This is a genomic window from Streptomyces sp. NPDC047974 (genome assembly GCF_040653375.1).
Taxonomy (GTDB): Bacteria; Actinomycetota; Actinomycetes; order Streptomycetales; family Streptomycetaceae; genus Streptomyces.
Genome location: NZ_JBEZNU010000006.1, coordinates 191,932 through 203,981, shown reverse-complemented (window position 1 = coordinate 203,981; position 12,050 = coordinate 191,932). Strand labels below are relative to the sequence as shown.

Genomic DNA, 12,050 nt, shown 5'->3' with positions numbered 1-12,050 from the left:
CCCGATGACGACCGCCGAGACCGCCCCGTTCCAGTTCTTCTCCCTCCAGGTCGACCGGACGCGGCGGCTCGGCCCGTCGCTGGTCCGCGTCACCTTCACTGGGGGTCCCCCCCAGGTCGGAGACCTAGGGGGAGAGGACCTCAAGGGCTTCGCCGCCGGGGGCCGCGACCAGTCGCTCTCCCTCTTCCTGCCGCACCCCGGCCAGGAGGCGCCCGTCCTGCCGCCGCTGGACGACCCCGACATGTACGGGATCCTCGGCGCCTGGCGGGCCATGCCCGACGACGTCCGGGCCGTGATGCGCTCGTACACCGTCCGCGCCCAGCGCACGGAGCCGGTGAACGAGATCGACATCGACTTCGCCGTCCACGAGGACGGCGGCCCGGCCTGCCGCTGGGCGCAGCACGCCGCGCCCGGTGACCGGGTGGTCGTGCTCGGCCCGGCGGTCGCCGACAACACCGGGGTCCGCTTCCGGCTGCCGGAGGACGCCGACTCGGTGCTCATCTGGGCCGACGAGACGGCGCTGCCCGCCGCCTCCGCCGTCCTGGAGTGGCTGCCGGCCGAGACCCGTGCCCGGGTCTTCCTCGAAGTGCCGTACTCCGGCGACCGGATGGAGCTGGACACGGAGGCGGACGCCACCGTCACCTGGCTCGTACGGGAGGAGGGCGCGCCCTCCGGCCTGGAGGCGGTCACGGGCGCCGAGCTTCCCGGCGAGTCGCCGTACGTGTGGATCGCGGGCGAGTCCGGCGCGGTGAAGGCGCTGCGGCGGCACTTCGTGCGCGAGCGCGGACTCGACCGCCGCCGGGTGACCTTCGTCGGCTACTGGCGCAAGGGGCTGTCCGAGGACGCCCTGCGCGAGGTGCCGGACGAGACGACGCAGGACGCGGAGCGCGACGCGTCGTAACGAAGCGGTCCCTTCACCGCACGGCCCCCCGACTTTCACCGGCCGGGGGGCCGTTGTCGTATCAAATTAGGTTAGGCTAACCTTACTTCTGCACCCACGGTTGCGCGTCCCGCGTCCTCATCCCCGGAAGGGCCCCCACATGCGTTCGCACCTGCTCAACGACACGACGGCGGAGAGCTACCGACGCTCCGTCACCGAAGGGGTCGAGCGGGTGGCGACCAAACTCGCCACGACGCGCGGTCCGTTCACCGGCGTCACCCCCGCCGAACTGGCGCCCGTGATCGACGCCGTGGACCTCGACCGCCCCCTCGGTGACGCCTCCGCCGCCCTCGACGAGCTGGAGGAGGTCTACCTCCGCGACGCGGTCTACTTCCACCACCCGCGCTACCTCGGCCACCTCAACTGCCCGGTCGTCATCCCCGCCGTACTCGGCGAGGCCGTCCTCTCGGCGGTCAACTCCTCCCTCGACACCTGGGACCAGTCCGCGGGCGGCACCCTCATCGAGCGCAAGCTCATCGACTGGACCACCGGCCGCATCGGCCTCGGCCCCCTCGCCGACGGCGTCTTCACCAGCGGCGGCACCCAGTCCAACCTCCAGGCGCTGCTGTTCGCCCGCGAGGAGGCCGGCACCGAGGACCTGTCGAAGCTCCGCATCTTCTCCTCCGAGTGCAGCCACTTCTCCGTCCAGAAGTCGGCCAAACTCCTCGGCCTCGGCCGCGACGCGGTCGTCTCGATCCCGGTCGACAAGAGCAAGCGGATGCAGTCCGTCGTCCTCGCCGCCGAGCTGGAGGCCTGCCGCGCCGAAGGCCTCGTCCCGATGGCGATCGTCGCCACCGCCGGCACCACCGACTTCGGCTCCATCGACCCGCTTCCCGAGATCGCCGCCCTCGCCGAGGAGTACGGCGCCTGGATGCACGTCGACGCCGCCTACGGCTGCGGACTGCTCGCCTCGCTCACGCGCCGCCACCTCCTCGACGGCATCGAGCGCGCCGACTCGGTCACCGTCGACTACCACAAGTCCTTCTTCCAGCCGGTGAGTTCCTCCGCCGTCCTGGTCCGCGACCGGGCCACCCTGCGCCACGCCACCTACCACGCGGACTACCTCAACCCCGCGCGCACGGTCGCCGAGCAGATCCCCAACCAGGTCGACAAGTCGCTCCAGACCACCCGCCGCTTCGACGCCCTCAAGCTGTGGATGACCCTGCGGGTCATGGGCGCGGACGGCGTCGGCGAGCTCTTCGACGAGGTCTGCGACCTGGCCTCCGCCGGGTACGACCTGCTCGCCGCCGACCCCCGCTACGACGTGGTCGTGGACCCGCAGCTGTCCACCCTCGTCTACCGCTACGTCCCCGAGGCCGTCACCTCGCCCGCCGAGATCGACCGCGCCAACCTCTACGCCCGCAAGGCGCTCTTCGCCTCGGGCGAGGCCGTCGTCGCCGGCACCAAGGTCGACGGACGCCAGTACCTCAAGTTCACCCTGCTCAACCCCGAGACCACGGTGGCCGACATCGCCGCCGTCCTCGATCTGATCGCCGGCCACGCCGAGCAGTACCTGGGAGAGAACCTTGTCCACGCCTGAGATCGCTGAGATCCACGACTTCATCGGGATCGGGCTCGGTCCGTTCAACCTCGGCCTCGCCTGCCTCACCGAGCCCATCGACGAACTGAACGGCCTCTTCCTGGAGTCCAAGCCGGGCTTCGAGTGGCACTCGGGGATGTTCCTCGAAGGCGCCCACCTCCAGACGCCGTTCATGTCGGACCTGGTGACCCTCGCCGACCCGACCTCGCCGTACTCCTTCCTGAACTACCTGAAGGAGAAGGGCCGGCTGTACTCGTTCTACATCCGCGAGAACTTCTACCCGCTGCGCGCCGAGTACAACGACTACTGCCGCTGGGCCGCCGACCGGGTCACCTCGATCCGCTTCTCCACCACCGTCTCCTCCGTCGCGTACGACGAGGCCGGCGAGGTGTACGTCGTCACCACCGAGGCCGGGGAGACGTTCCTGACCCGCCGGATCGTCCTCGGCACCGGCACCCCGCCGTACGTCCCGGACTCCTGCCGCGAGCTCGGCGGCGACCTGATCCACAACTCGCGCTACGTGCCGAACAAGGAGGCGCTCCAGCGCAAGAAGTCGATCACGATCGTCGGCAGCGGCCAGTCCGCCGCCGAGATCTACTACGACCTCCTGTCGGAGATCGACGTCCACGGCTACAAGCTGAACTGGGTGACCCGCTCCCCGCGCTTCTTCCCGCTGGAGTACACCAAGCTCACCCTGGAGATGACCTCCCCCGAGTACGTGGACTACTTCCACGCGCTCCCCGAGGAGACCCGCTACCGCCTGGAGTCCCAGCAGAAGGGCCTCTTCAAGGGCATCAACGGCGACCTCATCGACGCCATCTTCGACCTGCTCTACCAGAAGAACTTCGCGGGCCCGGTCCCCAGCCGCCTGATCACCAACTCCGCGCTGCGCACCGCCGCGTACGACGAGGCCTCGGGCACGTACACCCTCGGCTTCCGCCAGGAGGAGCAGGGGAAGGAGTACGAGATCGAGACCGAGGGCCTGATCCTCGCGACCGGCTACAAGTACGCCGTCCCCGCCTTCCTGGAGCCGCTGAAGGACCGGCTGCGCTTCGACGGCCAGGGCCGCTTCGACGTCGCCCGCAACTACGCGGTCGACACCACCGGGCGCGAGGTCTTCCTCCAGAACGCCGGGGTCCACACCCACTCGATCACCTCGCCCGACCTGGGCATGGGGGCGTACCGCAACGCGTACATCATCGGCGAGATGCTGGGGTCCGAGTACTACCCCGTAGAGAAGTCCATCGCGTTCCAGGAGTTCGCCGTTTGACCTCCTCCCCCTCGTGACCGAGGGGGAGTCCTACGGCTCACGCCGTGGGGTTTCCTGCTTCGCCGCCGATCGCCCGCCCGGAGTTCTCCGTTGAGGTCTTACACCGGCTCCACAGGCCGACACCGCCAGCCCGGCGGCCTTGAGGTTCTTCGCCGCGTTCACGTCCCGGTCGTGGGTCGTGCCGCAGCTCTCGCACGTCCAGGTGCGGACGTGCAGCGGCATCCTCCTCGCGAGGGCGCCGCAGTGGGAGCACAGCTTCGAGGAGGGGAAGAAGCGGTCGACCACGACCACTTCCCGTCCGTACCAGGCGGCCTTGTACTCCAGCATGCCCCGGAACTCGCCCCATGCCGCGTCGCTGATGGCGCGGGCCAGACTCCGGTTCCTGACCATGGTGCGTACGGTCAGGTCCTCGATCACGAGCGTTTGGTTCTCACGCACGAGACGAGTGGTCAGCTTGTGCAGGCCGTCCCGCCTGCGGTCGGTGATCCGGGCATGGATCCTCGCAACCTTCCGCCGGGCCTTGCGCCGGTTGGCCCCGTCGCCCGGGGCCTTGCGCGCCAGTACCCGCTGGGCCTTGGCCAGCCGGGCACGGTCCCGCCGCTCGTGCCTCGGGTTGGCGACCTTCTCGCCGGTCGAGAGCGTCAAGAGGTGGTCCAGGCCGACGTCGATCCCCACCGCCGTGTCCTCGACGGGAAGGGGCTGGACGGTGGGGTCTTCGCACAGCAGGGAGACGAACCAGCGGCCGGCGGCGTCCTGCGACACGGTCACCGTCGACGGGCTCGCGCCTGTCGGCAGAGGCCGGGACCAGACGATGTCCAGCGGCTCGGACATCTTCGCCAGCGTCAGCCGGCCGTCCCGGAAGCGGAACGCGGACGTGGTGTACTCCGCGCTCCGGCGGGACTTCTTCTTCGACTTGAACCGCGGGTACTTCGCCCGCTTGCCGAAGAAGTTCGCGAACGCCGCCTGGAGGTGCCGCAGGCACTGCTGGAGCGGCACGGAGGAGACCTCGTTGAGAAACGCGAGTTCCTCGGTCTTCTTCCACGCGGTCAGCATCGCCGAGGTCGCGTTGTAGTTCACCCGCTCCTGCCGCGCCCACGCCTCGGTACGAGCGGCGAGCGCCAGGTTGTAGACCTTCCGCACACACCCGAACGTGCGCGACAGCTCGACCACCTGTGCATCCGTTGGGTGGAAGCGGTACTTGAATGCCCGCCTCACCTGAGCGCCCGTCACAACTCACAAACTAGCATGACGGATTGTGATCCATATCGCGATCCATTGACGAAGGAAGTCCGATGACCGTCCGCATCCGCCCGCTCGATCCCCTCCGGGACGCAGAGCTCGTCCATCCCTGGGTCACTCACCCCAAGGCCGCCTTCTGGATGATGCAGGACGCGAAGCTCCAGGACGTCGTGCGTACCTACACGGAGATCGCCGCCCACCCGCACCACGACGCCTTCATCGGGCTCGTCGACGGGGAGCCCGCCTTCCTCATGGAGCGGTACGACCCGGCCCACCTGGAGCTCGTCGGACTGTACGACGCGCTCCCCGGTGACGTCGGCATGCACTTCCTCGTCGCCCCCAGCGACACCCCGGTGCACGGCTTCACCCGCATGGTGATCACCGAGGTCATGCGCGAGCTGTTCGCCGACCCGGCGACCGCCCGCGTGGTCGTCGAGCCGGACGTCGCCAACAAGGCCGTCCACGCCCTCAACGAGGCCGTCGGCTTCGTCCCCGAGCGCGAGATCCAGAAGCCGGAGAAGAAGGCCCTGCTGAGCTTCTGCACCCGCGCCCAGTTCGAGTCCGCCGTCGGAGCCCTCATATGAACCCCGTCTCCCACCTCACCCCCGAGCGCTGGGCCGCGGCCAACCGCGCGCTGGTCCGCAAGGGCCTCGCCGAGTTCGCCCACGAGCGGCTGCTGAACCCGCAGGAGCTGGGCGAGTCCCGCTACCGGGTGCTCAGCGACGACGGCGCCACCGAGTACCGCTTCACCGCGGACCGCTTCGCCCTCGACCACTGGCAGGTCTACCCCGAGTCGATCAGCCGGCACCGGGGCGACGAGCAGCTCCCCCTCGACGCCCTGCAGTTCATCACCGAGCTGCGCGGCGCGCTCGGCCTGAGCGACGAGATCCTCCCGGTCTACCTGGAGGAGATCTCCTCCACCCTCGCCGGCACCGCCTACAAGGCGACCAAGCCGCAGGTGCCCGCCGCCGAGCTGGCCCGCGCGGACTTCCAGGCCGTCGAGACCGGGATGACCGAGGGCCACCCCTGCTTCGTCGCCAACAACGGCCGCCTCGGCTTCGGCGTCGACGAGTACCGCGCCTACGCCCCCGAGGCCGCGAGCCCGATCCACCTGGTGTGGCTGGCCGCCCGCCGCGACCGGGCCGCCTTCACCGCCGGCGCGGGCATCGAGTACGACGCCTTCATCCGCGCCGAGCTCGGCGACGCCGCCGTCGACCGCTTCGCCGGGATCCTCGCCGGCCTCGGCCTGGACCTCGCCGACTACCTCCTCATGCCGGCCCACCCCTGGCAGTGGTGGAACAAGCTGTCGGTGACCTTCGCCGCCGAGGTGGCGCAGCAGCGCCTGGTGTACCTGGGCGAGGGCGAGGACGCCTACCTGGCACAGCAGTCGATCCGCACCTTCTTCAACACCTCCGACCCGGCCAAGCACTACGTGAAGACCGCCCTGTCGGTCCTCAACATGGGCTTCATGCGCGGGCTCTCGGCCGCCTACATGGAGGCGACGCCGGCCATCAACGACTGGCTGGCGCAGCTGATCGAGTCGGACTCCGTCCTGAAGGCGGCCCGCTTCTCGATCATCCGCGAGCGGGCGGCGGTCGGCTACCGGCACCTGGAGTACGAGGCCGCGACGGACCGCTACTCGCCCTACCGCAAGATGCTCGCCGCCCTGTGGCGCGAGTCCCCGGTGGAGCGGCTCGCCGAGGGCGAGCGGCTGGCGACGATGGCCTCGCTGCTGCACGTCGACCACGCGGGCGCGTCCTTCGCGGGCGCCCTGATCAAGGAGTCCGGCCTGGAGCCGGAGGCGTGGCTGCGCGGCTACCTCGACGCGTACCTCCTCCCGGTCCTGCACTGCTTCTACGCCTACGACCTGGTCTACATGCCGCACGGCGAGAACGTGATCCTGGTCCTGGACGAGCGCGGCGGGGTCGACCGGGCGATCTTCAAGGACATCGCCGAGGAGATCTGCGTGATGGACCCGCAGGCGGTCCTCCCGCCGGCGGTGGAGCGGATCCGCGCAGACGTCCCCGAGTCCATGAAGCTGCTGTCCGTCTTCACGGACGTCTTCGACTGCTTCTTCCGCTTCCTGGGGGCGACCCTGGCGGCGGAGGGCACGGTCGCCGAGGACGTCTTCTGGCGTGCGGTCGCCGACTGCGTGAAGCGCTACCAGGACTCCAAGCCGGAGCTGGCGGACCGCTTCGCGCAGTACGACATGTTCGCGGAGACCTTCGCCCTGTCCGCCCTGAACCGCCTCCAGCTGCGCAACAACAAGCAGATGGTCGACCTGGCGGACCCGTCCGGCGCCCTCCAGCTCGTCGGCGACCTGGTGAACCCGATCGCGCGGTTCGCCTGACGGGTACGCCCCCCGAAACCGATGTGAGCCCCCTGCGGAGTACGGTCCTCCGCAGGGGGCTCACATCCGTGTCGGCACGGTCACGCTGCGTACCGCCACCCCCCGCTCCGGGTCGGTAAGTCTGTACCAATAAGCCCTTGGGGCCGATGATCATGCTGTCCCTGCCCGATTTCGGGCAGGATTCTTGCGGGAACCCGCGGGTACCCCTCAGTATTCATGGGTGCTCGAACGCCGCCCGTCCCATGACGACCTCATCGACCATCTGGTCCGAAGCACCGCGCTCCAGCGCGGTGAGGCCGCCCGGGTGGTGCTCGACGTGCTGGCGTACTTCGACGAGACCACCGAGGAGTTCGTCCGGCGCCGCCACCGCGAACTGCAGTCCGGCGGAGCGGTGAACGCGGAGATCTTCGAACGGATCTCCGCCGAACTGCCGCACCGGGCCGTCGCGCCGCCGGAGCTCTCGCTCCGGCAGCTGCGCCGGATCGTCTACGGCTGAGCACCACAGCACTTTCACCAACCGGAGGGGTTTCCTTTATGTGCGGAATTGTCGGTTACATCGGTAAGCGCGACGTGGCGCCGCTGCTCCTGGAGGGCCTCGCCCGCCTGGAGTACCGCGGTTACGACTCCGCCGGTCTCGTCATCAACAGCCCGAAGAGCGCGGCGCTGAAGATGGTCAAGGCCAAGGGCCGGGTCCGCGACCTGGAGGCCCGCGTCCCCAAGCGCTTCACCGGCACCACCGGCATCGCGCACACCCGCTGGGCCACCCACGGCGCCCCGAGCGACCACAACTCGCACCCGCACCTGGACCCCGAGAACAAGGTCGCCGTCGTCCACAACGGCATCGTCGACAACGCCCAGGAGCTCCGCGCCAAGCTGGAGGCCGACGGCGTCGTCTTCGCCTCCGAGACGGACACCGAGGTCATCACCCACCTCATCGCCCGCTCCCAGGCCGAGTCCCTGGAGGACAAGGTCCGCGACGCGCTCAAGGTCATCGAGGGCACCTACGGCATCGCCGTCATGCACGCCGACTTCAACGACCGCATCGTCGTCGCCCGCAACGGCTCGCCGGTCATCCTCGGCATCGGCGAGAAGGAGATGCTGGTCGCCTCCGACGTGGCCGCGCTCATCGCCCACACCCGCCAGGTCGTCACCCTCGACGACGGCGAGATGGCCACCCTCAAGGCCGACGACTTCCGCACCTATACGGTCGCGGGCGCCTCCACCACGGCGACCCCCGAGACCGTCGAGTGGGAGGCCGCCTCCTACGACATGGGCGGCCACGACACGTACATGCACAAGGAGATCTCCGAGCAGCCCGACGCGGTCGACCGCGTGCTGCGCGGCCGGATCGACGACCGCTTCTCCACCGTGCACCTGGGCGGTCTCAACCTCGACCCGCGCGAGGCCCGCACCATCCGCCGCATCAAGATCCTCGGCTGCGGCACCTCGTACCACGCCGGCATGATCGGCGCCTCCCTCATCGAAGGCATGGCCCGCATCCCCGCCGACGCCGAGCCGGCCTCCGAGTTCCGCTACCGCAACCCGGTCGTGGACCCCGACACCCTGTACATCGCCGTCTCCCAGTCCGGTGAGACCTACGACGTGCTCGCCGCCGTCCAGGAGCTCAAGCGCAAGGGCGCCCGCGTCCTCGGCGTGGTCAACGTGGTCGGCTCCGCCATCGCCCGCGAGGCCGACGGCGGCGTCTACGTCCACGCCGGCCCCGAGGTCTGCGTCGTCTCCACCAAGTGCTTCACCAACACGGTCACCGCCTTCGCGCTCCTCGCCCTCCACCTCGGCCGCATCCGCGACCTGTCCGTCACCGACGGCAAGCGGATCATCGAGGGCCTGCGCAGGCTCCCCGCGCAGATCGAGGAGATCCTCAAGACCGAGGACGAGATCAAGCGCATCGCCGCCGAGTACGCCGGCGCCCAGTCGATGATGTTCATCGGCCGCGTCCGGGGCTACCCGGTCGCCCTGGAGGCCTCCCTCAAGCTGAAGGAGATCTCCTACATCCACGCCGAGGCGTACCCGGCCTCCGAGCTGAAGCACGGCCCGCTCGCCCTCATCGAGCCGGCCCTGCCGACGGTCGCGATCGTCCCGGACGACGACCTGCTGGAGAAGAACCGCGCCGCCCTGGAGGAGATCAAGGCCCGCTCCGGCCGCATCCTCGCGGTCGCGCACCAGCCGCAGGCCAAGGCCGACCACACCATCGTGGTCCCGAAGAACGAGGACGAGCTCGACCCGATCCTCATGGGCATCCCGCTCCAGCTCTTCGCGTACCACACCGCCCTCGCCATGGGCCGCGACATCGACAAGCCGCGCAACCTGGCCAAGTCCGTCACGGTCGAGTAGTCGCCCGGCGGGACCTGTCACCCGCCGAGCGCGCCACGGCCCCGGGCCTGTCCCCCGGAGCCGTACGCCGGGCCTGTCCCCCGGCGAACCGACCGGACACGAAGAACGGCCCCTCCCCGCTTCCCAGGAGCGTGGAGGGGCCGTTCTGCTTCCCTTCTTCCGGGGCCCGGTTCACCGGCCCCGGAAGGGTTACGCCGCCGCCGTGCTGCCGCTGCCCGCCCGGCCCAGGGCCGTCGGCCAGCCGGCGACCGCCGCCGTCGCGCCGTACCAGGCGGCGAGGCCCGCGAGCGCGGCCACCCAGCCGCCCGCCTTGCCGAGGCCCTCGTTGCCCGCGAGGGCCGCGATGCCCGAGAGCAGCAGGGCGAGGAAGAGCAGGCCGTACACGCCCTGTCCGAAGACGCCGCCGCCCTTGGCGGCCAGCGTCAGCGTGAGCGCGAGCAGCGCCCACAGGAGCAGGAAGAGTCCGGCGGCGTCCGCCGAGCCCCCGCCGCCGACTCCGGTCCCCCAGGTGAACCAGAAGGCGCCGAGCGCCGCGAAGGCCGTGCCGTCGCCGGTGCTGCCCGCGCGCAGGGCGAGCAGGCCGACCAGGAAGAGCGCCACGCCGCCGACCCAGGTGGCGAGGCCCGCGGCATCGGCTGCCGCGACGTTGTCGATCACACCGGTGCCGCCCAGGCCGAAGGCCAGGAGGGTCAGTCCGAGTGCGAGGTTTCCGAGGGTGGAGGTGCCGTTCCCCGACGCGACGTCCTTGTTCACGTGGGGCTCCCTTCGAACGGGCGGTGATGCCGCCTGAGCTGCTGTGTTCCGGTGCTCTTTAGCTACCCTTCACAAGCACACAAATCACCTGAGCCAGGCGGAAAATATCGCCGGGTAAAGGGAGTTGAGGGAGCGTCGGACGGTACGGAAGGGAGCCCGGGGCCCGTTACGGGATGACGATCACGGGCCGCTTCGCGCGGCGCGCGAGCCGGCCGGCCACCGAGCCGAAGATCCGCCCGACGATCCCGTGCGTCGAGCCGACCACGATCGCGTCGGCCGAGTACTCGCGGCCGACCTCCTCCAGCTCGTGGCAGATGTCCCCGCCGCGCTCCACCAGGATCCACGGCACCTCGGAGAGGTGGTCCGCACAGGCCAGCTCCAGGCCGAGGACCTCGGTGCGGTGGTCCGGGACGTCGACGAAGACCGGCGGCTCGCACCCCGCCCACACGGTGGTGGGGAGCCGGTTCGCGACGTGCACGATGATCAGGCCCGAGCCGGAGCGCCGGGCCATGCCGATGGCGTACGCCAGGGCGCGCTCACTGGACGTGGAGCCGTCGAAGCCGACGACCACCCCGTGCCGGAAGGCCGGGTCGCAGGCGTGGCGTGGCTGTTCCACCGCGAGGGGGTCGACCGTGGAGTCGGCGACGCGCTTGCGGTCCGCGGGTTCGGGGAATTCGTGACCGGCCATCGGTGTCTCGGCTAGGGAAGTCCTCGTGGGAAGGGACGGGGGAAGGAGCGGAACAACGGGTGGCGGCGGAGCTGTGTCCGGGAATCATCTTCCCAATCCCATACCCGCAAGGGTACGGCGACACTCCTCTCCTGCCCAGGGCCCGCCGTGCCGCGCCCGGCGTGCTGACCGCTCGTGCGCGGGTCGGTGCGCGCGGTGTCCTCCGGAGGATGCACGAAGGGTTCACCATCTGGCAATGCCGGATGTGCCCTACAGGCGTCCTCCGGCCGCGGCCCCGAGGGCCGAACGGGCGTCGCTCAGAGTGACCGGAGCGTTCCGTTCCTCGTTCCCCACAGGTCCGGATCACCGTCGCTGGGAGCCCGCCCGTGCCCGCACCGTCCCCTTCCGCCTCCGCCGCGTCCGCCGCCTCCGTCCACCCCGCCCGCTCCCGCCGCCGCGCCCGGGTACCGGGCCCCGCGGCGCCTGCCGCCCCGGAGACGGGCGGCCCCACGGGGTCCGCGGCGGGCGGCCGGGCGGAGCCGGCGGCGGTCGGCGGGGCGCTCGCCGACCCGGCGGGCGACGTGGTCCGCTGGGCGGTGTTCTGCTGCGCCCTCGTGCCGCTGGTGCTGCTCGCCTTCGGCACCTCGCTGGGCGGGGCCGGCGGGACCGCCCTCGGGCTGGCCTCCGTGACGGCCGCCTGCCGGCTGCTGCTGCGCCGGGCGGAGCGGGGACTGCGCGCGGAGGGCCCGGGGAGGCGTCACCGGGGCTGAGCGGACGCTCACAGAGCCCCTGGAGTTGACAGGTTCGCACAGCCGATCCCATATGTTTTCAGCCAACTTGAAGTTCCCGGCGCGTCCTTGCCGAAACGGTACGCCTATGCCTGCCCGCTCCCCCGCGAAAGCCCCGCCCCACCGGGCCGCACCCCTCGCACACGGCCAC

At 70.5% G+C, this 12,050-nt stretch carries 11 protein-coding genes; 8 read left to right on the top strand and 3 right to left on the bottom strand.

Annotation, left to right across the window (positions count from 1 at the left end; genetic code table 11):
* The first annotated feature begins 4 nt into the window (after nt 1–4).
* From AB0E19_RS11780 to AB0E19_RS11770, 3 genes are all read left to right on the top strand, one after another.
* Nucleotides 5–901 carry a siderophore-interacting protein gene (locus AB0E19_RS11780; protein WP_362177072.1) on the top strand — a complete coding sequence of 299 codons (897 nt, stop codon included), beginning with the start codon at nt 5–7 and terminating at the stop codon, nt 899–901.
* A gap of 139 nt (nt 902–1,040) precedes the next feature.
* Nucleotides 1,041–2,480: an aspartate aminotransferase family protein gene (locus tag AB0E19_RS11775; protein ID WP_362177069.1), complete on the top strand. Its 1,440-nt coding sequence runs from the start codon at nt 1,041–1,043 to the stop codon at nt 2,478–2,480.
* Entirely contained in the window at nt 2,467–3,750 is a 1,284-nt protein-coding gene (locus AB0E19_RS11770) for a lysine N(6)-hydroxylase/L-ornithine N(5)-oxygenase family protein (RefSeq protein ID WP_362177067.1), read from the top strand. Before AB0E19_RS11775 ends, AB0E19_RS11770 begins: the two co-directional genes overlap by 14 nt.
* A 30-nt stretch (nt 3,751–3,780) precedes the next feature.
* Here AB0E19_RS11770 and AB0E19_RS11765 read toward each other — a convergent pair whose 3' ends face one another.
* Nucleotides 3,781–4,980 (bottom strand): RNA-guided endonuclease TnpB family protein, encoded by a 1,200-nt coding sequence (locus tag AB0E19_RS11765; protein ID WP_362177064.1) that lies wholly within the window; start codon nt 4,978–4,980, stop codon nt 3,781–3,783.
* A 62-nt stretch (nt 4,981–5,042) separates the two neighbouring features.
* On the opposite strand from AB0E19_RS11765, the gene AB0E19_RS11760 reads away from it, so the two are divergent.
* From AB0E19_RS11760 to glmS, 4 genes are all read left to right on the top strand, one after another.
* Nucleotides 5,043–5,573, top strand: coding sequence for a GNAT family N-acetyltransferase (locus tag AB0E19_RS11760; protein WP_362177061.1), 531 nt, complete (start codon nt 5,043–5,045; stop codon nt 5,571–5,573).
* On the top strand, nt 5,570–7,339 hold the full coding sequence (locus AB0E19_RS11755; protein ID WP_362177058.1) for an IucA/IucC family siderophore biosynthesis protein: 1,770 nt from the start codon (nt 5,570–5,572) through the stop codon (nt 7,337–7,339). Before AB0E19_RS11760 ends, AB0E19_RS11755 begins: the two co-directional genes overlap by 4 nt.
* 220 nt (nt 7,340–7,559) lie before the next feature.
* Nucleotides 7,560–7,835, top strand: a complete 276-nt coding sequence (locus tag AB0E19_RS11750) for a hypothetical protein (protein ID WP_030324756.1) — start codon at nt 7,560–7,562, stop codon at nt 7,833–7,835.
* A 38-nt stretch (nt 7,836–7,873) separates the two neighbouring features.
* On the top strand, nt 7,874–9,691 hold the full coding sequence (gene glmS, locus AB0E19_RS11745) for a glutamine--fructose-6-phosphate transaminase (isomerizing) (RefSeq protein ID WP_362177054.1): 1,818 nt from the start codon (nt 7,874–7,876) through the stop codon (nt 9,689–9,691).
* A 189-nt stretch (nt 9,692–9,880) separates the two neighbouring features.
* Here the strand turns inward: glmS and AB0E19_RS11740 are convergent, their stop codons facing one another.
* The gene (locus AB0E19_RS11740) at nt 9,881–10,444 is read right to left on the bottom strand and encodes a GPR1/FUN34/YaaH family transporter (RefSeq protein WP_362177051.1); all 564 of its coding nucleotides are present in this window, start codon (nt 10,442–10,444) and stop codon (nt 9,881–9,883) included.
* Nucleotides 10,445–10,610: 166 nt separating this feature from the next.
* Entirely contained in the window at nt 10,611–11,132 is a 522-nt protein-coding gene (locus AB0E19_RS11735) for a universal stress protein (RefSeq protein ID WP_360603317.1), read from the bottom strand.
* 560 nt (nt 11,133–11,692) lie between these two features.
* On the opposite strand from AB0E19_RS11735, the gene AB0E19_RS11730 reads away from it, so the two are divergent.
* Nucleotides 11,693–11,881, top strand: coding sequence for a hypothetical protein (locus AB0E19_RS11730; RefSeq protein WP_362177311.1), 189 nt, complete (start codon nt 11,693–11,695; stop codon nt 11,879–11,881).
* Nucleotides 11,882–12,050 lie beyond the last annotated feature (169 nt).